Below are 23,676 nucleotides of genomic sequence, written 5' to 3' on the forward strand. Positions count from 1 at the left end.
TTCGGCGGCGCCGGCGTCGTTCGCGTCGGGAGGCGCTTTATATGCGGCACCCCCCAAACCGCGCAAGACCTTTTTTCGCCCTTCGGCAAAAAAGTTGGGGCCGCTCACTTGGCCGGAATACTGCCCCAGGTTCCAGGTGCCGCGGGAGCGATGATCACCGCAGCGGGAACCGCGTCCGCACCGACAGCCGCTGCGCCGGCCATTTCCGTTGCCGGAGGGTTGAACAGGTGGCAGTCGGGGATCGGCCCGACGCACATCTTCGCCACCAGGTCCCAGGTCTTCGCCGGGTCCGGGCGGACCTGGGCGAAGTTGGAGAAGTTCTGGCTGACGATGGGCGCGTTGGGCAGCGGCGTCTTTTCCGAATAGGGAACGCCGGAGAAGTAGAAGGACTGCGGCTTGCGATATGCCGCGGTCTGCGCCCCTTCGGACGGAACCGGCACGCCCGCCGCGACTGGAGCCACACCGGGCGGCGTACGGTAGGGCTCCGCCGTCAGCCCGTCGGTGTCCGCCGTTTCCTTGGCGTTGAAGGCATAGCCGAACAGGATGCCGCCATTGGCGGTCTGGTCCGGGCTGACGCCGGCCTGCGCCGGACCGCCGGCGGTGCCGACCCAGATCGAATAGCCCTGAATCCGGTAGTCCAACTGCGCGCTGTCGCTCTTGGCATAGGGAAGATGCTTGATGAAGTCGCGGCGCGGCGGGTGGTTCAACGGCGAGAAACTGCAGCAGGCCGGCATTCCCTTCGGCCGGTCCTGCTCGTAAGTCAGGAAAAAGGCGCGGTCGCCGATCGACACGAAAGAGCAGGTGTACTGGTTCGATCCCGGAAAGATCGGCAGGCAGCGCTTCTCGTAATGCTCCATCATCGCGCCCTTGCCCATCGGGCCGGCGACGGTGCTGTCATAATAGGTCGAGCCGTAGGAGACCTCGTAATCCTCCCCGTCCTTCAGCGGAGCCGGCGGCTTGCCGTCATAGGGCGGCGGGTGATCGGCATAGCCCTTGAACACGCGGTACATGGTCCAGTTGGTGGACCAGAAGGCCGGGAAATGCGGATCGCTCGGCTCCCCGGCATTGCGGGGATAGACGCAGCCCTTCCAGGGGCAGTTGCTGAAGCCCGGCGGGTTGTGGACGCCGAAGGTCGGGTAGATGTTCCTGGCCTGCGCCCAGGCGGTGCCGGCGGCGGCGATCAGGCCCAGCGCGGCGACCGCGCCCAGCAGGCGATAATGTCCGGTCATGCGGAGCCTCCTCGTCACGGGATATATTGCCAGGTCGGGGCACAGAACTTGCCGGGCTGGCTGTCCATCGGCAGCTGCATCAGCATCTTGGCCTGGATCTTCAGGTCGAACATCAGGCCGATGGCGTCGTTGATCTTGTCCGGATTGCCGTTGAAGCTCTGGTGCAGGGCCTTCAGCAGGTTGGAGTAGTAGGTGTTGAAGGCCTCCGACTGCACCGCCGCGACCGAGCCGGCGGCATAGTCGGCCTGCTTGGGATCGTCGATCAGGGTCTGGACGCCGGTCGGGTCGAAGGGGATGACCTCGTCGGTGAAGTACCAGCTGCCATCGGCGCCCTTGGCGATCTTCCGGCCCTTGTAGATCTCGTAGAAGCTGTAGTAGTGCGCCATGCCGTTGTCGTCGCCGTCCTCGGTCCCTTCCTCCGGCGAGGTCGGAGTGCCTTCGCCCTCGCGGACGATGCGGGCGATGGCGTCCTGCGCGTCGGCCAGGGACAGGATCGGCTTGATGCCGAACATGCCGTAGACCTGCCCGTCGGCGACGCCGGAGAAGACGCCGTTCCCGAGGTCACCCAACGCCTTGGAGATGTCCTCGTAGAATTCGCCGATGGTCCGGTAATTGTCCTTGATGTCGGATGCCGCCAGTCTCGGCGCCGACTCCAGGATGTCGATGGGATCGGCCGGTTCCTCGATCACCATGAAGCAGTTTTCGACCTGATCCAGCGAGAAGCCGCGCAGATGGACGATGAAGTCCTGCTCGCCGGGCTGGGTGCCGATATGTTTCGGCAGGCCGCCGGGATAGGAGGGCACGAAGGCCGGATTGTCGATGGCCGGACGGCCGCCGATGGCCACCAGGATGTTGGCGGCCTGACAGAAATGCTCCATTTCCTGCATGGCGATGTCGATGATCATGCCGGCGATCACGCCGTTCTTCGCATCGTCCAGCGAATAGGCGGCCTGGAGATAGGCCGGCAGGGTGGCGTGCTCCAGTTCCACCGCGAGCTGGAGGTTGGCGCGCACCTCGTCCAGCGTCCGCGGCGCCTTGGCCTGGACGACGAGCGAGGGGCCGCGTTTGGGCAGGTCGGTGGCCTTGGCGCCGGCGGCCGGGACCGAGCGGGTCGCCGCCATGGTGTCTGTCGTCATGTGGGATCTCTCCACCAATCGGATGGTTGGGGCGGGATGGTTGGGGCGGAGGCTCGGCCCGTTATTTCTTCAGATACGTGGCAGGGTGCGGCGCGGTGTCCGCGGCCGCCGGCGCCTGGACCGCGGCCCACATCATCGACTCCGTCGCGGGTGCCGCCGGCTCGTCGGCGACCGGCCCGGCGGGAAGCGCCTTCGCCGGCGCCGTGCCGCGCACCGGGTTGGTGGCCCATTTCAGGATCGCGGCCTTCTTGTTCGGCGACAGATCGCGCACCGCCGGCATGTAGTTCGGGTTCTCTTCCGGCAGCGACAGGGCGGTTTGCAGCGAGTAGAGGTGTTTGCGCACGCTGTCATAGTCGCCCATGTTCAGCACCGGCAGCATCACCGGATAGAGCGCGGCGTATTGCGCCAGGATCGGCTTGATGTCGGCTTCCCAGCTCGGCTCCTCGGGGATCTCGTAGCCGCTCCACACCAGGAAACTGATGAAGTCCCAGGGGTTGCTGTAGGAGTCCGCGCCGGCGTCGGTCAGAGTCGGGCGCACGCCATAGACCTGCCCGTCGATGTCGTCCATCGCGCGCGGCTGGCCCGGATCGCCGGCGGAAAATTTGACGGCGGCCTTGCCGGCTGCATCGGTCTTGACCGACGGCGGGAAGCCCAGAGCGCCGGCGGGAACGCCGACCGGCGGATCGCCATCGCCGCCGCCGAGCGAGCTGTTGTCGAAGGCCAGCGCGACCTCGGCATCGGCCAGCGGCTTGCCGAATGCGGTCGCCCACACCGTGGTCTCGGCGCTGTCGCCAGGAGCCATGCGGAAGACGAACTGGTCGGCGCGCAGAGCCTTGCCGTCCGCCGGTTCCTGGCCCAGCAGCGTGTCGGCGCCGGCCTTGCGCACGGCGAGCGGGCTTGTCGCAACGGCCGTCAGCTGCGCATCGGTCAGGGCGATGTCGGCGATGCCGGCGGTGCGCTGGTACCAGGCGTTGTCGGGGGTGATCTCGCCCAGCGGCTGGAAGCCCTGCGCCGCATCGAGATAGCCGACCTGCAGCGTCTCGCCGACGATGTCGCCGCGCCATTCCTTGAACGGGATGGAGTTGCCGAGGTCGATGGCCAGCGCCTTGCGCGCCTCGTCCACCACGGCGGTGGCGTAATAGAACAGGGTCGGGGCCGACCGGCTCTGCTTCTGGCTCGGCTGCAGCTTGCGGCCCAGCGTGAAGAAGCGCGGTTCGTCCACGCGGGCGACGCCGATGCTGCCGGTGATCAAGCCCATGGTGAAGTCGGGCAGCGGCGGATAGCGCGTGCCGTCGTCGCCGATCCAATAGCCGGCGTTGTAGCCCACCACGTTGAACTTGATCGACAGCTGCCCGCCCGGCCCGGCGGCGGCCTGCAATTCCTGCAGGAAGGGCGATGCGGCGACGTCGCCCCAGGCGAGATCGGACAGAACCGACTGCCAGGCGGCGCCGTACATGCAGGCGGGATGCAGCTTGTGCTGCGGCAGCGACCCCGGCGTCAGGCTGCGCTTCCACAGGTCGGTGAAGGACGCGACGGCGAAGTTGCTGCGCAGCGCGGCCTGCCCGTCGCCGCCGACCAGACGGACGACGAGGCCCCAGATGGCCGAGACCATCTGCTGCTCGCTGTCCAGATCGACCATCTTTGCCGGCGGCTGGTCGTCGGCATCGGCCAGGGTCATCGACAGAACGGGATCGTCGGACACGGCGCTGCCGTCGCCGCGCACCGCACCGGTCACCGCGCAGTCGGTCAGCCGCCAGACACCGGTGCCGTAGGGATTCCAATAGCCGATGTCCCAGTTCGCATAATCGGCCGCCGTATAGTTCGTCCCGTCATAGTTGGACGGAAAGTTGTTGACGGTCGAAACGTCGGCGATGAACTTGCCGGTGAAATTCAGCCGCGGCCCAGTCAAATATGCCATCGCGTTTTCCCCGCTTCATTTCGATAACATTTGATAAAAATCTGCTACCCAGCGACGCACGGATGCCTTGGAGTCGGCTTCCCCGCCCCAATCGTATGATTCAGACACGTGTATCCGTTGCATCGCGGTGGATTTACCCGGCGAATGCTTTTGCGTGCCCGCTCATTTCCATGACCTTCCATATCATGGAAATGAGTAATCATCCACAATGAATACACGCGATAGGATTATAACAACCGCGCAATATTCTAAAAATGGAATATCTCTGACGATACACGCCGATATGGCGGGGATGCACAGCCGTTCGCCAAGCGCCGGCCACGATCATTCCGTCAAACATGGCACAGAGCGGCTGCCGCCGACCTCGACGGGAGAACGGTCGGTTGCCGGCCATTGCGGCAGGATCCGCCTCGCCTATTCCTTCGGGTTGATGAAGTAGAGGTCCTCGGACCCGTCCGGACTCATTCTGTAGAAGTGCGCGTTCTCCTTGCGAAGCGTCGGCCTGCTGCCATCCGCCAGCACCGGCAGAGGCGTGTTGCCGGCACAGCCCAGGCATTTGAAATAGTAGCCGTACTTCCCCCATCGGATCGCAAGATCGCCGCAGTTGCAGTGTCTGCACCGGTGGCCGGCGCCGGGGGGCTCGGCGTTCGTCGATCCGGCCCCGGCCGGTGGGGCGCTGGCCGGCGGAGCACCGACCGACGCCGTGCCGACCGATGTGGTGCCGACCGACGCGGTGCTCTGGGGGGCGACGATCGGAGGGGCCACAACCGGCGCTACGGCGGGCGGCGGGGCAACGACCAGAGGGGCAGCGGGCGGAGAGGCGGGCAAAGGGGCAGCGGGCCGAGGGGAGATTGTCTCCCTCCGCTCCGGCTGACGGAGTTCGCGGACTTCGCTGGAGGTGGAAGGGGCCTCCGCTTGCGGGTCCTCCACCGGGAGTTCGAAGTCCCGAAGGAACCCGACCAGCCGGACCTGCTCCGCCGGTTCGATGCCCATGCAAGGCGACCGGAGAGAGAACAGGCCGCCGATCTCACGGCGCCGTGCCTCCAGCAGTTCCTTGACGCGCATGGGAATCTGGTCGGCCTTGAAGACCTCCTTCGGGTCGGCGCCGTTCACCCGGTCGATGATGCCATGGTCGGATACGGCGACCATCACATCCATGCTGAAATTTTCGAAATCCTTCTGACCTCCCAGGAGAACCCGGCCGAGCAGCTTGGTCTTGTTCGCGCTGAGGACCGTGCGAAGGAAGTCTCTTTGCCGCGTCGCCTGCAGGATGGGCGAGGGCATGCCCTGCCAGGATCCGCCCATCAGCCGCATCCATTCGCCACGCTGGTTGACGCGCACCCGGGTCGAGACGCTCTTGCTTTCGATGATGACCAGCCCCCATCGGCTGATCACCAGATGATCGATCTGCGCGGTGTCCCCGCCTGCCGTGATCCGGATGTTGTTGAGAACCGCATAATCGTCGGACGAGGCAAAGGCGCGGCGCAGGTAAAAGGCCATCTGGCGTTCGGCACGAACCCCGGCCTGACGGGCCTGAAGGGGGAATGCATCCACGGTCACGGTCGCAACTCCTTGGGCTTATCGGACTGGGGGCGGCAGGATCGGGCCACCGCCAATGCGGAGCCGGAACGCACCCGTCGGAAACTCTTCGTTCCTTCATCCGAACCGATCTTGAGAAAGGGGTGCTCGGTCAGACACACAATAAAAGACGGCACTTATTTACACGAAAAATCAGTTTTGTCACGATCAAGGTCACTCATACATTTGAATGTACTGAGGAATCCGTCTGTTTGTTTTCTTATGATCTATCGGCATCATCCGCTCTGTGGTCGCAGATGCGAGTGGGCCGGGCGCTGCCCTTCCCGCTTTCCACGACCGGAATACACGCGGACGAAACAAATTTGCCGCGGTTGACACGACCGGGTTGTGGAGCCAGCAATGGCGCACGGGCAGGAAGATTTCAGCCGGCCCGTTGGGGAGGGGCCGGTGCTGGGACTGGATATCTGGATCGGACTCGGCGTCCTCGGGCTGATGGTCGGCAGTTTCCTGAACGTCGTCATCCACCGGCTCCCCATCATGATCGATCGGGCCGACGGATCGGCGGAGCGGTATGATCTCGTCCTGCCGCCCTCCGGCTGCCCGGCTTGCGGGCGCCGGCTGCGGATCCGCGACAACGTGCCGCTTCTCTCCTTCGCCCTGCTGCGGGGCCGTTGCGCCGGCTGCGGCACCCGCATCTCCTGGCGTTATCCGCTGGTCGAGGCGCTCGGGGCGGCGCTGCCGCTCGCCGTCGCTCCCGCCTTCGGCGATCCGATGCAGGCCGCCGCCGCCGCGGTCTTCTCCTGGTTCGCCATCGCCATCCTGTTCATCGATGCCGAAACGCAACTGATCCCCGACGCGCTGTCCCTGCCGCTGCTGTGGATCGGCCTGCTGCTCGGTGCGGGGGGCGTATTCGTCGGCGCACCGGCCGCGATCCTCGGCGCCGCCGCCGGATATGGCGCGCTCCGACTGCTGGGATGGGTGGCCCAAACCGCCCTCGGCCGCCCGGCGTTGGGGGCGGGGGACGTCAAGCTGTTCGCCGCGCTGGGCGCCTGGCTCGGCTGGCAGCCGCTTCCTGCCACGCTCTTCCTGGCATGCCTGACCGGAACACTGGCGGCGGCGATTCTCGCCCTTTTCGGGCGGCGATCCGGCCAGGCGCCCATCGCCTTCGGTCCTTTTCTGATCGCCGCCGGCCTGCTGATGCTCGCCTTCGGGCAGCACTTGCGCCCCATTCTGGGACCGCTCTTCCTCCGCTAACACTGCGCTGCAACACGAAAAATTCGCGCATGCATTCATTGGTGTGTGAAAGCAAAACTCCCTGCATTCAACCCAATGCATTAAAGGCGAAATTTCGATGTGTTGCTCCTTCCGCATTATCCATGTTAGACAATTCAACGTCCGTTTCGTCATCCCTTTGGCAAGTCGGTGCGCGCGCGGACAATATCTGTACCAATGCTTGCACGCGAAGGTATTCGCTGCGTCGGATCTTTTGAATGCGTATGCCGCGGCCGGAACGCCCCCTGACCGGGTCTTCCGGAACGGATTTTTTCGTTGTGTCCGGATGATGCCTCATCCGGGCAATGGGAAGGCTTTGGCTTGGGCAAGCCGGGCCTGGAACAGAAGGGAGCGCCAGGGATGGCATTTCGTGATTTCGTCGCACGCCCCCTCTCGGTCGCCATGGTACTGGCGACGCTTGCAGGCAGTCCCGCCATGGTCATGGCGGCCGACATTCCCTGGTCGGACAAGCTTTTCCAGCGCGAGTTCTATGACGAGGACATCCGTGTCGTCCTCACCCGGATCATGGAGGAGAACAGCCTGCGCGCCGACTTCCGCCCGGGCGTGCAGGGCACCGTCAGCTTCAATTTCAACAACATGCCTCTGCAGGCCGCGTTCAACAAGCTGATCGAGGAGAACAACCTCGAATACGCTTACGAGCCGAACAGCCGGACGGTGACCATCACGGCGCCGCTGCCCGGCCGCCTGATCACGCTGACCTATGCCGAACCGGCGCAGTTCCGCAACGCGGTGCAGCGCCTCGGACTGCGCGGCGAGATCGTCGAGGACAAGGACAGCAGCATCATCCTGGTGCGCGGCACGCCCGACCAGATCAAGCGGTTGGAGGAACTGGCGCAGGTCCTTGACAAGAGCGAGAAGACGCGCATCGAGGAGCTGAACAAGCGGCAGTCGGCGGACATGGACCGCGGCACCGGCGACGCCAAGCGCCGCGAGGCCGAGGCCGCCGCCCGCGAGCGCGAGATGAACGCCGAGAACCAGGCCCGCCTGCGCGAAGAGGTGATGAACACCACGGTCAAGGTGATCCCGCTGCGCTATGCCAGCGTCGGCGCCACCACCCAGACCTTCGGCGGCCAGTCCACCACCATTCCCGGTCTGGACGAAACGCTGCGCACCATGCTGGGGATGGGCGACGGCAAGGGCGGCAGCGGCGGACCGGCCGGCGGCGCCAACGGCCTGCCCAGCACCCCGCAGGAGCAGCAGGAGCTGGCCCGCATCCGCAAGGAGCTGGGGCTGGTGCCGCCGGTGATCTCCATCGACCAGCGCTCCAACGCCATCGTCGTGCGCGGCACGCCCTCGGCCATCCGCGAGGTGGAGACGCTGGTCCAGCGCCTCGACCGCCCGCTGCCGCTGGTCGAGATCGAGGTGATGATCGTCCGCGCCCGCCGCGGCGTCGCCGAGGAGCTGGGGGTGCGCTGGGGCTCGGCCAAGCTGCTGAACGCCAACGGCGGCACCTACGGCCTCGGCGTCAGCACCGGCATCTCCCAGGACAATCTCCAGGCACCGGGCGACTCGCTGCGGAAACAGATCGCCAGCCAGACCGCCACCAACACCTCCAGCGGCATCACCGTCACCAGCAATAACAAGGACACGACGACCAGCCCGCTGGAGCCGCTCAACCCCTTCACCCTGCTGCCGACCACCCTCGGCGGCACGCTGGCCTCCTTCGTCTTCCGCGGCGACACCTTCTCTCTGCAGACGCAGATCAACGCGCTGTCGGAGGCCAACAAGCTGCAGACCATCGCCGCCCCGCGGGTGGTCACGCTCAACAACATCGCGGCGAAGATCACCAACGACCGCTCGCAGTTCCTGGCCACCCCGCCGGCGCCGAACGCGCCGGGCACCTACCTTGAGGTGAAGGCCGGGCTTCTGCTGAACATCACCCCGTCGCTGATCGTCCGCGAGGACACCGGCGAGCAGGGGCTGATCCGCCTCAACATTAACGCCTCGGACAAGGACGTCACCCTGTCGCAGGGCCGCCCGACGCTGACCGGCAACGAGGTGCAGACCCAGGTGCTGATCCCCGACGGGTCCACCTTCGTCATGGGCGGCCTGATGAACGACACCCGCATCGAATCCCGCGACGGCGTGCCGGTGCTGGAGGACATTCCGGTGCTGGGCAACCTGTTCAAGTCGCGCGAATCGCTGTCCGACCTTCAGGAAACCATCTTCTTCATCACCCCGCGGCTGGTCCAGCCCTCCGACGTCTATGCCCAGGACATCGCGCAGCGCCGCTACCTGCAGGCCCAGCGCGCCAAGCTGGCCGACATGCGCCAGGACATCCAGTCCACCAGTCAGCTGCTCGATCTCGACACCCGCATGATCGAAGAGGACGAGTGACGCGCCATGCGCCTGCGGATCGTCAACTCGCTCAACGTGCTGGCCGGCACGCTCGCCATCGGTGCGGCGGCGCTGCTTCCCCTGGTGGACCGCAACCTGTCGATCGAGGCCGCGCGCGCCGAGCTGGAGGCGGCGGTTGGCCAGATCGCCAAGGCGGAAGCCGACACCTTCCCGAAGTTCGAACGGTTCGTCTACTTCACCAACCAGCCGCAGGACACGGCCAAGGCCTTCCAGTCGCTGGGGATCAAGGCGCCGTCCACCAACTTCGTCTTCGAAGCCTTCGCCGACGCCGAGAACGCGCTGGTGATCCGCGCCTTCACCGCCCCCGCCGCCCTGCAGCAGGGCTCCCTTCCTCCGATGCTCTACCGCTACCGCGTCCGTGCCGCCGGCACCGAAGGCGCCGGCGAGTGGACCGTCCTTTCCGGGCGTTCGCCGGGCCTGCAGCAGCTGCCCGGAACGCTCGCCGCCCTGCTCAAGTGAGGAGACCCCGTCGCATGAAGCCCGTGCTCCGCGCCCTCGTTCTCGCCTTCGCGGGCGTGGCCGCCGCCTGCACCGTGCAGAACCCGCCGCCGGCCGTGACGACCGAGCCGGCGTCGTTCCCCAAGACGACCGCCACCGGGACTGCCACCGGGACCGCTGCGGCGCCCACCGCCCTGGCCGCCGCCCCGACGCGCCTCGCGTCGCAGCCGTTCGTGCCGCCGCACTGGTCGGTCGGCGACACCTGGCGCTACAGCGACGGCTACGGCATGACCGTCGTCGAATCGAACGGCGAAACCGCGAAGTTCCAGCGCCTGGACGACCCCGCGCAGTGGTTCGTCATGCGCGGCCTGTTCCGCGAGGAGACGAAGTCCCGCGCTGCGCTGCGCAACGTCGTCTTCCGTTCCGAGAACCCGATGGAGCTGTTCGGCGCGCCGGCCGGCAAGCCGATCGTGTTCATGCGCGAATACACCCGCAACGGCGTCACCGTCCGGCACCGCACCTCCTGGACGATCGAGGGGCGGGAGACCGTCACCGTGCCCGCCGGCACCTTCGACACCGTGGTCGCGGTCATGCGCACCCGCAGCCTGACCGGCAACTGGGTCGGCTACGAGCGCTGGTGGTACAGCCCGGCCGCCAGGAACTACGTCCGGATGGAGTACAGGTACGGGGAGACGCCCGAGTCGTCCCGCGTCCTCGTCTCCTACAGCGTCAAATAGCGACTTACACTGCTGACATAAGGAGCAGCGGCAATGCATCACCGCAAGCGCAAGCAACAGGGGTTCACCCTGGTCGAGCTGATGGTCGTGGTGGCGATCATCGGCATCCTCGCCGCCATCGGCATTCCCCAGCTGACGCGCTTCGTCAAACAGGCGGAGACGACGGAACCGTCGCAGCGCATGGCCGACATCGCCCGCAACATCCAGGGCTACATCGACGCCAACCCCAACGCAACGGTGACCCAGCTGCAGACCAACCTGGACACCGCCAACACGATGTATCCGAACTGCACCGGAACGACCTGCATCGACAGCGTGGTGCCGACGGTGACGCTGCCGACCAATTCGGTTTGGAAATACGTCGTCTCGGTAAAGATCGGCGCGACCTCGCGCAGCGCCTCGGTCTGCATCGCCGCCCAGCGCTTCCCCAACGGCTTCGCCAGCACCGCCGACACCGGCGCCGTCTACTACTCCAACGCGGCGACCGCCGGCGAGGCGGGCTGGGACGGCCAGTACCACCGCGTCAGCTACATCAAGAGCGAGGCGACCACCAGCGTCGCAGCCGGCAACTGCGCCACGCTCGCCGAAACCGCGCCGGTGGCGAAGGCCGCCACCTGACCGCCGCATCCGCCACTCCCGCCTCCCCTCCCACCGGCACCGGACGCATGATGAACGACACCGACGATTTCGGTTTGGCCATCGCCTCCGGTGCGGTGCAGCCCCGCGGCCGCTACGAGAATTGGCGGCGGCTGGGGCGGGGCGGCACGGCGACGGTCTACCGCGTCTTCGACGCGGAGCTGAATTACGACGTGGCGATCAAGGTGCTCAACCCCGACGTCCTCGCCGACAGCAGCCTGCGCGACACCATGCTGCGCAGCATCCGCAGCGAGGTGCTGATCTCCCGCCTGCTGCGGCACGAGAACATCTGCCCGATCCACGACATCTATGACGGGCCGCGCGGCTTCGGCGTGGTCATGGACATCGTCGACGGCGTCGAACTGCGGCAGTGGATGGACGCCAACCGCAACACGCTGCGCGACACCGCGCCCGACCGGCTGACGCTGCTGAAGCACCTGACCGGTGCGCTGGCCGTGGCGCACACGCGCATCGTCCACCGCGACCTGAAGCCCCAGAACATCTTCCTGCGCGGCGGCGACATCGGCCGGCCGGTCATCATGGATTTCGGCTTCTCGGTGCTGGGCGCCAAGGTCGCCGGCGACTTCCTGGAAGCCTACACGCCGAAATACATGGCGCCGGAGCAGTTCGAGGCGCCGGAAACCGTCGACCGGCGCGCCGACCTGTGGGCGCTGGGCATCATCGCCTACGAGCTGTTCACCGGCCGGGTGCCGCCCAACTCGCTGCAGAACCTGCTGTCCACCGGGCAGGTGCCGCGCATCGCCATCGAGAACATCGAGCCGCCGAGCCGCTACAACGCCGCGGTGCCGCCGGCGCTCGACCGCCTCATCCTCCAACTGATGGCCTACCGGCCGGAGCGGCGCATCCAGGCGGCGGCGGAACTGCTCGACGCCCTGCGCGTGGTCGAACTGCTGAGCGAGCCCGGCGACCCGGGGCCGACCGGCCGTCGCGACGGCGCGGTCCTGATCTGCGGCGGCGAACATTACCTCGGCACCCGGGCCGGCGTCGGCGTTCTCCCCAACGAGCTGCCCGGCCGGCGCATCCGCCTGTCGCCCTTCCTCATCGACCCCCGGCCGGTGACCGCCGCCGACTTCGCGGAGTTCGTCACCGCCACCGGCCATCCGGCGCCGCCGCTGCTGGACAAGCGGCTGGCCTCGGCCGCCAGCCATCCGGTGGTCGCGGTCACCCATGCCGACGCGCAGGCCTACGCCCGCTGGGTGGGCGGCTTCCTGCCGACGGAAGCGCAGTGGGAATGCGCCGCGCGCGGCGGCGTGCCCTTCGCCGACTATCCCTGGGGCGCCGAGCCGCCGGGTCCGACGCGCGCCAACATCGGCCGCGCCTCCACCATGACCTCGCCGGTCGGTTCCTACGCCGAGGGGCGCAATCCCTACGGCCTGGACGACATGTGCGGCAACGTCTGGGAATGGTGCCAGGACGTGTACGACGACGCCTTCTACCGGACCCTGTCCAAGGATTCGCCCGATCCCGTCAACAGCCGCGGTGCCGGCCCGCGCGTCCTGCGCGGCGGCAGTTTCGAGAGCGTCCCGGTGCAGGGCCGCTGCGCGTTCCGGTCCTCCGCGCCGCCCGGCGAACGGCGCAGCGACATCGGTTTCCGCGTCGCCTACCTGCCCGACCTTTAGCCGCCGGATACCTGCCCCATGACAACGACCGAACGGCCCGCCCTGCGCATCCTGGTCCGCCACACCGACGGCAGCGAACTGCCGGCCGTGCTGGACGGCGGGCGCGACCGCTATGTCGTCGGCCGGCGCGACGCCGGCGGCGCGATTTCCGATCTGACTCTGGACGACAGGCATGTGTCGCGCCGCCACTGCGCCTTCGCCTGGGATCCGGTGCTGAGCGCCTGGACGGTGACCGACCTGAAGAGCGCCAACGGTACCCGGTTGAACGGCACGCCGGTGGACGAGGCGCCGCTGCCGGTGCGCAGCGGCGACCGGATCAACCTGGGCGCCACGCTGATGATCCTCAACACGGGTGCGCCGCAGGAGGATGCCGGGGACGCCGACCGCACCGTCACGGTCCACCCGTCAATCTCCCGCCTGCCGGCCGCCACCCCCGACGATGACGACGCCACCCTGCTGGGGGACGGCGGGGGAGCGACGGTGCTCATCCGCCCGGATGCGGCGGCGACCGTGATGCACCATCCGCAGACGCTTATGCGCGCGGTCCAAACCCCGGCCGCCACCCCATCCCCCGCTCCGGTGCCCGGCCCGCATCCGACGCCCGCTCCGACGCACACACCCACACCGGCCGCGGCCGATCCGACCGCATTGCCGGAGGTCGCCGGACCGGCTGATGACGGCTGGACCACCGGCTTCACCGCCGCACCGCTCCCCTCCCCTCCGCTGCCCCCTCCGCCGACGGTCGCGGAGGAGCGACGCGCCTTCGAACGGCCGGAGGGCGACGTCGTCCTGAACGGCATCGCCCGCGATCTGGTGCAGGCCAACCTGCTCGACGGGCCGAAGGCGGTGGCTCTGTGCAAGGTGGCGCGCGACACCGGGCGGACCTTCTTCCGCATGCTGGCGGAGGACACCAGCGTGCGCTTCCACGACGAGATCCACGCGCTCGTCGCCCGGCAGTTCGGGCTTGAGACCCTCGCCACCGAGAAGGAGCTGATGGAACAGGCGGTGGCCACCGGATGGCTGCCCTTCCCGCTCGCCGCCAAGCGCGGTGCGGTGGTGCTCGCGTCCGGCGACGGCGGGACGCTGCGCTACGCCACCATCGACCCCTTCGACCTGCCGCTCGACGACTGGGTCGCGCGCTGCGCCGGAAAGCCGACGCAAAGGCTGCTGGTCACCCCGGCGGTCTTCCAGTCGGCGCTGCAGCGCCTGAAGAACCAGGGGGAGGACGAGGACGGCAGCTCCAGCGTGCTGGTCATCGACATCCCGCCGGAGGTGGAGCAGCGCATCGCCACCCGCATCGAGGAGGCGGACGTCCCGCAGCTGGTCAACTACTTCCTCCAGCGCGCCTGCCTGCAGGGGGCGTCGGACATCCACATCGAGCCGACCGAGGACTATCTGCTGGTGCGCAACCGCGTCGACGGCATCCTGCACGAGGACACCTCGATGCCGGTGTCGATGCATCCGGAAATCTCGTCGCGCATCAAGATCGTCGCCGGCATGGACGTGGCGGAGAAGCGCCGCCCGCAGGACGGTCGCATCAGCTCGGTCATCCAGGGCAACCCCATCGACGTGCGCGTGTCCTCCTATCCGACGATCTACGGCGAGAAGATGGTGCTGCGCCTGCTCGACAAGAACGCACTGCGCCCGTCGCCCGAACATCTGGGCATGGTGTCGCGCGACCTGCGGCTTCTCTACGACAAGCTGGGCGCGCCCTACGGGCTGGTGATGATCTGCGGCCCGACCGGCTCGGGCAAGACGACGACCCTCTATTCCTGCCTGGGCAGCATCGACAAGAAGGCCAAGAACGTCCTGACCGTCGAGGATCCGGTGGAATACCGGCTGAAGGGCGTGCACCAGATGCAGGTCAACGACCGCATCGGCCTGACCTTCGCGTCGGGCCTGCGCACGATCCTGCGCCAGGACCCGGACGTCATCATGGTCGGCGAATGCCGCGACACCGAAACCTCGGCGATGGCGATCCAGGCGGCGCTGACCGGCCACATCGTCTTCTCCACCATCCACACCAACGACGCGGTCGGCGTGGTGACGCGCCTGCTGGACATGGGCATCGACCATTTCCTGGTCGCCAACGCCCTGACCCTGACCATCGCCCAGCGGCTGGTGCGCAAGGTGTGCGGCCATTGCCGGACCGTGGTGACCGGCACCGAGCTGCGCCGCCAGCTGCGCGGCGACGGCATCTCCGCCGAACGGCTGGAGGCGCTCGGCATCGAGATCGACGACGACCTGACCTATGTCCAGGGGCTGGGCTGCGTGCATTGCCGCAACACCGGCTACAGCGGCCGGCAGGCGGCGTTCGAGGTGTTCGAGATGACCAACGCCGCCCGCAACATGATCCTGTCGCCGAACTTCAACGCCGACGAGCTGCGGCGCATGGCCCGCGAGTCCGGGATGACGACGCTGATCGGGCACGGGCTTCAGCTGATCGAGGAAGGCATCACCACGCACGCCGAGGTCATCCGCGTGCTCGGCGAAACCTACTGACGCGGGCCCGGCGATGGCGGTGAGCACACTCCACACCCTGATCTTCACGCAGCAGTTCGCATCGATGATCCGCAGCAACTTGCCGCTGGTCGAGGTGCTGGACAATCTGGCGGACGAAACGCCGCAACGCCGCCTGCGCGAGACCATCGCCACGGTGTCGGACGACGTGAAGCACGGCCACGACCTTGGGGCGGCGCTGGCCGCCCACCCCGGTGTCTTCGACGACGTGTACGTCAACGTCGTCCGTTCCGGCCTGGAATCCGGCCGGCTCGGCGGCGCGCTGGCGCAGATCGCCCATTACCAGAAGGTCATCCACGAGACCGGGCGGAAGCTGAAGGCGGCGATCGCCTACCCGGCCTTCGTCGTGCTGGCCTTCTTCGGCATCTTCAATGCGATGGTCTTCTTCATCCTTCCGAACTTCTCGAAGATGTACAAGAATTTCGGCAAGGCGCTGCCGGCGCCGACCCAGCTGCTGCTCGACCTCGGGCGCTTCTGGGCGGAGAACTGGTATCTGATCGTCGGCGTGCAGGCGGTGCTGATCGGCAGTTTCATCGTCTGGATCGCCAGCCCCGACGGCCGCGCGGTGTGGGACGAGATCAAGCTGCGCATCCCCCTCCTCGGCCCGCTGTGGCGGATGAGCGCGCTGGCGCGCTTCCTGCGCACGCTGGCGGTGCAGGTGGAGAACGACGTGTCGGTCCTCCACGCCCTGCGGCTGGCCGCCGACGCCAACGGCAACGTCTATATCCGCGAGATCCTCTACGACATCGCCGACGAGTTCGAGCGGGGGCGCAGCCTCGCCGCCAGCTTCCGCCGCTATCAGGTCTTCCACGGCATCGTCCTGCAGATGATCGCGTCGGGCGAGGAGGCCGGCATCCTGGACGAGCTGCTGATGTCGTCGGCCGATTACTTCGACAGCCTCGTGCAGGACCTGCTGGACCGCATCACCAGCCTGGTGAACCCGGTGCTGACCATCTTCATCGGCCTCGCGGTGGCCGGGATGATGGTGGCCTGCTTCCTGCCCGTCTTCCAGATGGGGTCCATGGTATGAGCGCGATCCGGCCTCCCGCCCGCCCCGCCGCCCGCTCCGGCATCCGCCGCGCCGCGAAAGACCGCGCCCAGGCCGGCTGGACGCTGGTGGAGCTGATGGTCGTCATCGTCATCATCGGCATCCTGGCGGCGATCGGCGGCGGCTATTACACCAACCACCTGCTGCAGGCCAACGTGTCCCAGGCGGTGCCGCACCTGATGACCATCGCCGCCAAGCAGCGCATCCACCACAACCGCACCGGCGTCTATCTGACCTCCACCAACGAGGAGGAGATCCAGAAGAAGCTGGGCGTCGACCTGTCGAACGCCGGCGATTTCTGCTTCATCACCCTGTGCACCGACACGACCAAGTGCGGCAATTACGGCAGTTCGCCCTTCACGGCCTCCACCCCCAGCGCCGCCACCGACGGCCCCTTCATCTCCACCGGCGGCAGCGAGACGACGCTCTTCCAGGTGCTGGCCCTGCTGCGCCCGAAATCGGCCTCCGGCACCACCACCGGTTCCGTCAGCGGCGCCGGACGGACCTGCAATCCCTCCTACTCGGAGGAGCCCAAGAAGCAGGAGCCGCAGGGCTGGGTGCGCGACACCGGCAAGGGCAGCAGCGGCCGTGTCGTTGTGCTCAGCTATCCGCCGCCGCCGGACGGCCGCGCCACCTCGTCGGTGACCATCGGCGGGCACACGGTGACGCTCGACTGGCGGCAGGGCATCGCGATGTCCGACACCCTGACCGAGTAGGGAGACGGACCGATGCTCCCTCCCCGCCTCACCCGGCAATCCGGCATCACCCTGATGGAGGTGATGGTCGGCATCGTGTTGGTCGGGATTCTCGTGCTCGGCATGAACGGCCTGTGGGAAGCCGCCGCCCGCCAGCTCGACGAGGCCTCGCTGCGCCAGCGCGCGGTGTTCCGCCTGAACGGCGAGATGGAACGGCTGAGCGCGCTGTATATATTCGCCGCGGGACCGTCCAACCCGGTGGAGGTCCAAGACTACGCGACTTCGGCAATTCCGGCGCGGGTCGGGTCATACATCGGCACATCGGTTAGTGGGAAACGGCTCATTTACGCCGACAACACCACCACCCCGGCGGTAACAACTTCGCCCACGACGTTTGCGCAGACCGTAAACACCGACGGCCAGAACGCCAACACTGTCTACAGCCAAATTTATTATCTCGATGCTGGCAGCGTCGGAACCTCGACGGACGACCGCAACCTCGTCTGGCTTGACCGTGACCACGCGGTGCTGGCGCAGTTGAGTTGGGAACTAAGCGCCTTCCCAGACACCGGAGCCAGTGGTAACAGGAAGTGCAGCGGTGGAGCCTGCCAACTGCTCACCCTCTATCTCGATTATCCATTCCGCTACTCCACCGACACGGTGGACCCGCGCGGCGACATGGGACCGGTGGAGACCATCACGCTCCAAACCATCGTGGGGCAGCGATGAAGAGCCGGCGCGACGCCCAGCGGGGCTTCACCCTGATCGAACTGATGGTCGCCGGCACCATCAGCCTGATCCTGCTGGCGGCCATCGGCGGCGTGCTGTCGGATTCGCTGCGCACCGCGGCGGCCCTGAACAGTCAGGTCGCCATCAACCGTCACGCCCGCGAGATCTTTGAAATCCTTGCCTTCGGCGGCAGCAACGAGAACGCGAACACCACCGCCAGCGGCTCCGTTCTTCCCTTCAACTACGTCTTCGGCCTGCGCGGTCGGAATCCGACCATTATTGTCGCCGATCCGTTCAAGATGCCCAAGGTCGAGAACTCGCAAAATCCCTTCCTCAGCCGCAGTGCCGACGGCGGCACGCGCCTGTACCGCTTCGGCCTCGGCCGCGACGGCAGCGTTCCGTTAGGCAACCCGGTGGACGCCCAGCTTGCAGAGCAGATCCAGGAGGTGACGGTCCCCTGCACAGGAACCGACCTGCCGGTACAGGGATGCGCCGTCGCGACCAGTGCGACGATGCAGGGCTACCTGCGCTCCGACCCGACGCTGTCAACGTCCGCCTCGCGCGGCGGCATCACCACGCTGGCCTTCCAGTTGATCGACCCGCAGGTGCAGGGAGCGCCGCATGCCTATAACACCGACTACACGGTGACTTACTGGACCGCCTTCACCGGCCTGCAGGATAAACCGTTGCCATGGTAGCGAGACGCCACTGCGCCCGAGAGCGCCAGCAGGGATCGGTCCTCGTCGCCGTGATGGTGTTCATGGCGCTGCTGATGCTGTTCGCCACCACGCTGATCAACCACCTGCTGGTGTCCGAAGCCGAAGAGGTGGAGTCGCTGCTGGCCGAGACCCGCGTCTATTGGGCGATGAACGGCCACCTGAACTATATGCTCAGCCGCGCCAGCGCGCAGGGGCTGTGTGCAAACGGCGAGAAGAAATCAACGCTGGCACTCAATCAAGCAGATGCCTGCACTGCCGAGAACGATGGCACCGGCAGCTATCCCTCTTACTCCGGCCGCAACAAATACAGCCGAGTTGGCTCGCTTCAAGACTATCTCGACGGCTCCGGCGAACTTCAGCAGAGCGGCACCATCGACAACCCTGGTTCACTGGTCTGGTACTACCCACAGAACGCCAACGCCACCAACATCGGCACCACTGCGCTCAACGACACAAACGTGACCAATGACGCCAACAAATACCACTTCTCAATTCGCGGCGTGGTTAGCGATTTGGAAATTCCAAATGGAAGCAACACAAACGACGGCCAGTTGCGCGTCGATTTCGAGGTCACCGACGTAACGGATTCTACCACCCTGCCCGTCCTGCGGAACATCGCAGATCGTGTCGGCCGGCTGACGGTGGGTTTCTGCGTTCTCGATCAAACGGGCGGCAGCCCCCCGCCTGCCGCCACATCCTGCGCCACCACTAAGGATGAGGGGTCCTCCCTCATCCAATTCATCCAGCGCAACTTCCCCTTCTCGTATTAGCGAGGCGCCATGACCGCTCCGTCCCAGACCCTTGCCCTGCCCCGTACGGGTGGCCTGCTGACCGCGGCGCGGCGGCTGTTCGCTCCGTCGCGCAAAGGGGCCGATGCGGCGGCGGGCACCGGCATCGCCTATCTGCACTGCACCGACATCGGCTGGAGCGCGCTCGTGCTCGATCCCGCATCGCCCGGCGCGCCGACGGCCTTGTCGGGCGAGCCGCCGGCAAAACAGGCGCCGGCACCGGGCGAGGAGCGGCTCGACACCGTCTTCGCCGCCGCCGCCGAGGCGTTCGAACGGAACCGCGTCTCCATCGACCGGCTGCATGTGCTGACCGACGATCCCGGCATCTTCTACACCGACACCCGCGGCGAGCAGTTCAACGCCGCGGAGAAGACCTCCCCCGCCGTGCTGCGCGCCTATGGGGCGGAGCAGCTGAATGCCCCACACGCCATCTTCGGCTTCGCCCCCTTCGGCCAGAAGGGCGGCAAGACGCGCCAGAACGGCGTCGCCGCCTTCGCCAGCGCCAAGCGCGCCGGCGGCTGCCTGGGCCGGCTCGACCGGCTGGCGCTGAAGGTCGTGTCGCTGGTGCCGGTGGCCGACATCCTCGTCCGTCGCGCCCATGACCTGGGCGGCGCCACCTATGGCGCGCTCTATGTCGGCGGACAATCCAGCCAGCTTGTGGTGGCCTGCCCGCGGCACGGCACGGTGACCAGCCGGGTGCTGCCGGTCGGCGTCATGTCGCTGGTGGAGGCGGTGGCGCGGGAGTCCGGCATCGGCGTCGATGACGCATTGCGCGCGTTGCGCGAGCGTTCGGTGGCGGACGAGGTGATGACGCTGGAGCCGCTCGGCGACGACGCCGAGATCACCCGCAGCGCCATGGACCGCATGATCGGACCGGCGCTGCGCCGCATGGTGGCCGACATCGAAGCGACGCTGGAGTTCTTCGACACGCAGCGCGTCTCCGACCGGCCGCAGCGGCTGGAACTGTTCGGCGCCTGGGAACGGGTGAACGGCCTCGCCGATTTCCTGGCGGCCTCGCTGCCGGTGGCGCCGTCGCCGGTCACCGTGCTGGAGCTGTTCCAGCGCCAGCCGCCGGGCGACTGCATCAACCTGCTGCAGCACACCGGATCGGACCTGCAGATCGGCCAGACCCGCTACAGCCTGCATGGCGACCGTCTGGCCGCCGCCAAGAAGCCGGAGCGTGCCGATGGCCGGGCCGGAGCCGGGCGCCCCGGCGACCGCAGGCAGCAGCCGGGGCGCCGCGGCTCCCGCTCCCGCCCCGCCGCCAACCAGGGGGTGGCCGGGCTGCTCGCACGGCTGCGCGGCCAGCCGGCCGGCGACGGCGAGGAGGCGCCCGGCAGCGACCGGCAATATTTCCTGCTGTTCGGTCTGGTCTGCGGGCTTCTGCTGCTGGTGGGTTGGCAGAGCTACGACGACCTTCAATCCCGCCACCGCAACGCCATGGCGCGCGTGTCGCAGCTGATGGACGAGAACGCGCGCATGCGCCGGGCGGTCGCCGGCAGCGAGCGGGTGCAGGCGGCGGCGTCGACCGACAAGGTGCTGTGGACCGAAAAGTTCCTGGCCATCGGCCGCAACATGGACAAGCCGATGTGGCTGACCGACGTGTTCCTCGCCACCGAAACCCGCACGGTGGGCGGCAGCAGCGTCGTCAGCAAGAAGCTGGTGCTGGAAGGTGCGGTCCTGCCCTCCACCGTCGGCCATATCCTGGAGATCTCGAAGTTCATCGACCGGCTGGAAAAGGACACCGTCGGCTTCATGGACGATTTCCGCGAGATCCGCTTCCACGGCGCCAGCCTGGACCAGGCGGAAAGCGACCCGATCATCCGTTTCGGCATCGAAGCCTGGTACGACGAGAACAAGCGTGTCCAGACGCGGGCCGCCACCCCGGCCGGCGGCGCCGGCGGCGGAGCGCTCGGCGACATGCAGTTGAAGGTGCGCGAGCGCAACGAGGCCATCGAAACCCACGCGCCGGTATCGGCGCGCTGAGCGCGGCGGCTGACGACAAGGACCCGGAGACCCCCATGGACGCCTTCCTCAGGAAACACCGCGCCTTCCTGCTGTCGACCCTGTACCTGATCACCGGGTTGATGCTGCTGGGCTACGCCACCCTCTACAGCAGGCGCGACGTGGCCATCGCCGACGCGCTGCAGCTGAACCGTCTGGTGGAGGAGGAGAACCGCGCGCTGGCGGAACTGGCCAAGAAACAGAAGAAGGCGGAGGCGGCACCGCAGGAGGGCATCCGCTCGCTGCCGACCTTCCTGGAGCGCATCAACTCCATCGCCCAGAAGACCACCGTCATCATCAAGGAGCTGACCCCCAGCCGCGACACCGACCTGAAGTTCCTGCTGAAGATCACCTCCGACTACATGACCTTCCTGCGCTTCGCGGCGGAGCTGGAGTCGCTCAATCTGGTCATCAACGACCTGCAGGTGCGGCCCTACGATCCGACCAAGACGCCGCCCGTCCATGCCATCGAATTCTCCATCACCCCGCGCAACGACGCAGCACCCATGTCCGACGACCGCGTCGTGGCCCTGCGCGATCAGGTCGCCAGCCTCGACAAGCGCAACCCGTTCCAGCGCTTCGCCTTCAACGCCACAACCAAGGAGGTCTCGGCCGAGATCGACCTGACCTGGATCCACAAGCTGTCGGGCGTCGGCCGCGTCGGCGACCGCAAGGTGGCGACGATCAACGTCAGGAACGAGACCAAGGACTACAGCGTCGGCGACGAGCTGGAGCCCGGACTGACCATCACCGCCATCGAGAACGATCGCGTGCAGCTCCAGAAGAAGACGGGCGACGGCACGACGCGCTACGTCATGCGCTTCCGCCGCTCCGCCGTCTCCAAACAGCCCTGATCGCGGGGGGCGGTCATTCCCGGCTCGCCGTGCGCACCAGCCTGGAGGCTTCGGCCACGGCGGCGTCGAAGGGATGGCGGTCTGACGGATAGAGCATGCCGACGCGGCGCACATAGGCCTGGGTTTCGGCATAGGGCGGGATGCCGCCATGCCGTTCCACCGCGCCTTCGCCGGCGTTGTAGGCGGCCAGAGCCAGGCGGACGTCGCCCTGGAAATAGGCCAGCAGCCAGCGCAGGTACTTCATCCCGCCCATCAGGTTGCCGACCGGGTCGAACGGGTCGGCCACGTCGAAACGGCGGGCGGTCTCCGGCATCAGCTGCATCAGCCCGCGCGCCTTCGTCGGCGATTCGGCGCTGGCTTCGAAATTCGACTCCACCGCGATCACCGCCAGCACCAGCCGGGGGTCGAGCGAGAAGCGCGGCGCCAGATCGCGCACGGCATCGGCGACCGCGCCGCGCGCCGCCAGCTCGCGGAACCGGGCGGTGTCGGGAATGAAGACCGGCGCGACGGACCGGTGCCGGCCCTCGCTCCGGCACGCCGGCTGGGGGTGAGGCTTGCCGGGCGGCAGAAGCTTCAGCATCCGTCTGGCGTCGGCCTCTCCTCCTTGCGCGGCGGCGGCGAACCAGTCGAAACCGCGCACCGGGTCGCGGCGCACGCCCAGGCCGGTCCAGAGAAACCAGCCGACCCGGAACGATGCCTTCGGATGCCCCTGCCGCGCCAACCCGCAATAGAGCGCATAGGCCCTGCCGAGATCGGTGGGCACGTCCCTGCCCGTCTCATAACGCTGGGCAAGGTCGAACTGCACGTCGGCGTCTGCCGCTGCCGCCGTTCCCGCAAGGCAGTACACCGCTGCCGCGGCAAGGGTGCAGGCCGTCCGCCTCATGGGATGACGATTCATGGGATGACTGTCGTCGTCTGCCCCGGATTCACCACCGACACGACGCCGCCCCAGTTGCACAGGCATTTCGACACGTTGTCCAGCGCCGGCATATGGTCCAGCGTCACCGTCGGCGCGCCCGGCACCCAGGGCGACAGGGTGGCGGGAATGCAGGGCATCGGGGTCAGCACGCCCATCGCCGCCGCCGTCGCCGAGGCCACCGTCGGGTTGGCGAGGCTGGTGCACATGCCGAACGGCAGGATGTTGACCATCGGCTTGTGGTCCGTGATGTTCGCCGCCGGCTGGTTCCCGTCCATGACGCCATGGACGGGAAGCACCACGAAGGTCGAGGGGGCCATCCCGAAGCTGCATTGAAGCGTCGCGCCGTTCACCACCTGCATCGGCATGCGTGCTTATCCTTTCAAATCACCGCCCAAATCACCGCCCAAATCACCGCTGTCGGAACGACTGCATCGACTCAAATCATACTGGGGCATGGTCCCATTTGCCAGAATGCC

At 67.2% G+C, this 23,676-nt stretch carries 20 protein-coding genes; 14 read left to right on the forward strand and 6 right to left on the reverse strand.

Features of this window, described 5'->3' with window-relative positions; all coding sequences use genetic code 11:
• Positions 1–104 precede the first annotated feature (104 nt).
• The 4 genes from FZ029_RS27485 to FZ029_RS27500 form a co-directional block, all read right to left on the reverse strand.
• Positions 105–1,229 (reverse strand): hypothetical protein, encoded by a 1,125-nt coding sequence (locus FZ029_RS27485; protein WP_211104235.1) that lies wholly within the window; start codon positions 1,227–1,229, stop codon positions 105–107.
• A gap of 14 nt (positions 1,230–1,243) precedes the next feature.
• A complete protein-coding gene (locus tag FZ029_RS27490; protein ID WP_247892532.1) occupies positions 1,244–2,365 on the reverse strand; it encodes a ferritin-like protein in 1,122 nt (373 codons plus the stop codon).
• A 61-nt stretch (positions 2,366–2,426) separates the two neighbouring features.
• Positions 2,427–4,283 (reverse strand): hypothetical protein, encoded by a 1,857-nt coding sequence (locus FZ029_RS27495; protein WP_149272843.1) that lies wholly within the window; start codon positions 4,281–4,283, stop codon positions 2,427–2,429.
• A gap of 414 nt (positions 4,284–4,697) precedes the next feature.
• Positions 4,698–5,843 (reverse strand): nuclease-related domain-containing protein, encoded by a 1,146-nt coding sequence (locus FZ029_RS27500; protein WP_149272844.1) that lies wholly within the window; start codon positions 5,841–5,843, stop codon positions 4,698–4,700.
• Positions 5,844–6,269: 426 nt separating this feature from the next.
• On the opposite strand from FZ029_RS27500, the gene FZ029_RS27505 reads away from it, so the two are divergent.
• The 14 genes from FZ029_RS27505 to FZ029_RS27570 all read left to right on the forward strand — a co-directional run bounded on the left by FZ029_RS27505 (position 6,270) and on the right by FZ029_RS27570 (position 22,281).
• Positions 6,270–7,076, forward strand: a complete 807-nt coding sequence (locus FZ029_RS27505) for an A24 family peptidase (protein ID WP_211104236.1) — start codon at positions 6,270–6,272, stop codon at positions 7,074–7,076.
• 378 nt (positions 7,077–7,454) lie between these two features.
• A complete protein-coding gene (locus FZ029_RS27510; RefSeq protein ID WP_149272846.1) occupies positions 7,455–9,452 on the forward strand; it encodes a secretin N-terminal domain-containing protein in 1,998 nt (665 codons plus the stop codon).
• A gap of 6 nt (positions 9,453–9,458) precedes the next feature.
• Complete coding sequence (locus FZ029_RS27515) at positions 9,459–9,932, forward strand: hypothetical protein (protein ID WP_149272847.1); 474 nt, start codon at positions 9,459–9,461, stop codon at positions 9,930–9,932.
• A 14-nt stretch (positions 9,933–9,946) separates the two neighbouring features.
• Positions 9,947–10,648 (forward strand): hypothetical protein, encoded by a 702-nt coding sequence (locus tag FZ029_RS27520; protein ID WP_149272848.1) that lies wholly within the window; start codon positions 9,947–9,949, stop codon positions 10,646–10,648.
• A gap of 33 nt (positions 10,649–10,681) precedes the next feature.
• Positions 10,682–11,266: a type II secretion system protein gene (locus FZ029_RS33990; protein WP_188052074.1), complete on the forward strand. Its 585-nt coding sequence runs from the start codon at positions 10,682–10,684 to the stop codon at positions 11,264–11,266.
• 47 nt (positions 11,267–11,313) lie between these two features.
• The gene (locus FZ029_RS27530) at positions 11,314–12,924 is read left to right on the forward strand and encodes a bifunctional serine/threonine-protein kinase/formylglycine-generating enzyme family protein (RefSeq protein WP_149272849.1); all 1,611 of its coding nucleotides are present in this window, start codon (positions 11,314–11,316) and stop codon (positions 12,922–12,924) included.
• 18 nt (positions 12,925–12,942) lie between these two features.
• Entirely contained in the window at positions 12,943–15,426 is a 2,484-nt protein-coding gene (locus tag FZ029_RS27535; protein ID WP_149272850.1) for an ATPase, T2SS/T4P/T4SS family, read from the forward strand.
• 19 nt (positions 15,427–15,445) lie between these two features.
• Positions 15,446–16,474: a type II secretion system F family protein gene (locus FZ029_RS27540; protein ID WP_188052075.1), complete on the forward strand. Its 1,029-nt coding sequence runs from the start codon at positions 15,446–15,448 to the stop codon at positions 16,472–16,474.
• Positions 16,471–17,208, forward strand: coding sequence for a prepilin-type N-terminal cleavage/methylation domain-containing protein (locus FZ029_RS27545; RefSeq protein ID WP_149272852.1), 738 nt, complete (start codon positions 16,471–16,473; stop codon positions 17,206–17,208). Before FZ029_RS27540 ends, FZ029_RS27545 begins: the two co-directional genes overlap by 4 nt.
• A gap of 12 nt (positions 17,209–17,220) precedes the next feature.
• On the forward strand, positions 17,221–17,916 hold the full coding sequence (locus FZ029_RS27550) for a prepilin-type N-terminal cleavage/methylation domain-containing protein (protein WP_149272853.1): 696 nt from the start codon (positions 17,221–17,223) through the stop codon (positions 17,914–17,916).
• A complete protein-coding gene (locus FZ029_RS27555) occupies positions 17,913–18,614 on the forward strand; it encodes a prepilin-type N-terminal cleavage/methylation domain-containing protein (protein ID WP_149272854.1) in 702 nt (233 codons plus the stop codon). Before FZ029_RS27550 ends, FZ029_RS27555 begins: the two co-directional genes overlap by 4 nt.
• A 62-nt stretch (positions 18,615–18,676) precedes the next feature.
• Entirely contained in the window at positions 18,677–19,405 is a 729-nt protein-coding gene (locus tag FZ029_RS27560) for a hypothetical protein (protein ID WP_149272855.1), read from the forward strand.
• A 9-nt stretch (positions 19,406–19,414) separates the two neighbouring features.
• Positions 19,415–21,409 (forward strand): hypothetical protein, encoded by a 1,995-nt coding sequence (locus FZ029_RS27565; RefSeq protein WP_149272856.1) that lies wholly within the window; start codon positions 19,415–19,417, stop codon positions 21,407–21,409.
• A 35-nt stretch (positions 21,410–21,444) separates the two neighbouring features.
• Positions 21,445–22,281, forward strand: a complete 837-nt coding sequence (locus FZ029_RS27570) for a hypothetical protein (protein WP_149272857.1) — start codon at positions 21,445–21,447, stop codon at positions 22,279–22,281.
• Positions 22,282–22,294: 13 nt separating this feature from the next.
• On the opposite strand, the gene FZ029_RS27575 is transcribed toward FZ029_RS27570, so the two are convergent.
• Positions 22,295–23,179, reverse strand: coding sequence for a transglycosylase SLT domain-containing protein (locus FZ029_RS27575; protein ID WP_211104237.1), 885 nt, complete (start codon positions 23,177–23,179; stop codon positions 22,295–22,297).
• Positions 23,176–23,565, reverse strand: coding sequence for a DUF4280 domain-containing protein (locus FZ029_RS27580; RefSeq protein WP_149272859.1), 390 nt, complete (start codon positions 23,563–23,565; stop codon positions 23,176–23,178). Before FZ029_RS27580 ends, FZ029_RS27575 begins: the two co-directional genes overlap by 4 nt.
• Between the last annotated feature and the right edge of the window lie 111 nt (positions 23,566–23,676).

This window comes from Azospirillum sp. Sh1, from assembly GCF_008365135.1.
GTDB lineage: Bacteria > Pseudomonadota > Alphaproteobacteria > Azospirillales > Azospirillaceae > Azospirillum > Azospirillum oryzae.

Excerpts from the sequence above, each read along its gene's own strand:
- FZ029_RS27485 (WP_211104235.1), bottom strand. The coding sequence starts at position 1,229 with ATGACCGGACATTATCGCCTGCTGGGCGCGGTCGCCGCGCTGGGCCTG.
- FZ029_RS27490 (WP_247892532.1), bottom strand. The coding sequence starts at position 2,365 with ATGACGACAGACACCATGGCGGCGACCCGCTCGGTCCCGGCCGCCGGC.
- FZ029_RS27495 (WP_149272843.1), bottom strand. The coding sequence starts at position 4,283 with ATGGCATATTTGACTGGGCCGCGGCTGAATTTCACCGGCAAGTTCATC.
- FZ029_RS27510 (WP_149272846.1), top strand. The coding sequence starts at position 7,455 with ATGGCATTTCGTGATTTCGTCGCACGCCCCCTCTCGGTCGCCATGGTA.
- FZ029_RS27515 (WP_149272847.1), top strand. The coding sequence starts at position 9,459 with ATGCGCCTGCGGATCGTCAACTCGCTCAACGTGCTGGCCGGCACGCTC.
- FZ029_RS27520 (WP_149272848.1), top strand. The coding sequence starts at position 9,947 with ATGAAGCCCGTGCTCCGCGCCCTCGTTCTCGCCTTCGCGGGCGTGGCC.
- FZ029_RS33990 (WP_188052074.1), top strand. The coding sequence starts at position 10,682 with ATGCATCACCGCAAGCGCAAGCAACAGGGGTTCACCCTGGTCGAGCTG.
- FZ029_RS27530 (WP_149272849.1), top strand. The coding sequence starts at position 11,314 with ATGATGAACGACACCGACGATTTCGGTTTGGCCATCGCCTCCGGTGCG.
- FZ029_RS27535 (WP_149272850.1), top strand. The coding sequence starts at position 12,943 with ATGACAACGACCGAACGGCCCGCCCTGCGCATCCTGGTCCGCCACACC.
- FZ029_RS27545 (WP_149272852.1), top strand. The coding sequence starts at position 16,471 with ATGAGCGCGATCCGGCCTCCCGCCCGCCCCGCCGCCCGCTCCGGCATC.
- FZ029_RS27550 (WP_149272853.1), top strand. The coding sequence starts at position 17,221 with ATGCTCCCTCCCCGCCTCACCCGGCAATCCGGCATCACCCTGATGGAG.
- FZ029_RS27555 (WP_149272854.1), top strand. The coding sequence starts at position 17,913 with ATGAAGAGCCGGCGCGACGCCCAGCGGGGCTTCACCCTGATCGAACTG.
- FZ029_RS27560 (WP_149272855.1), top strand. The coding sequence starts at position 18,677 with ATGGCGCTGCTGATGCTGTTCGCCACCACGCTGATCAACCACCTGCTG.
- FZ029_RS27565 (WP_149272856.1), top strand. The coding sequence starts at position 19,415 with ATGACCGCTCCGTCCCAGACCCTTGCCCTGCCCCGTACGGGTGGCCTG.
- FZ029_RS27570 (WP_149272857.1), top strand. The coding sequence starts at position 21,445 with ATGGACGCCTTCCTCAGGAAACACCGCGCCTTCCTGCTGTCGACCCTG.
- FZ029_RS27575 (WP_211104237.1), bottom strand. The coding sequence starts at position 23,179 with ATGAATCGTCATCCCATGAGGCGGACGGCCTGCACCCTTGCCGCGGCA.
- FZ029_RS27580 (WP_149272859.1), bottom strand. The coding sequence starts at position 23,565 with ATGCCGATGCAGGTGGTGAACGGCGCGACGCTTCAATGCAGCTTCGGG.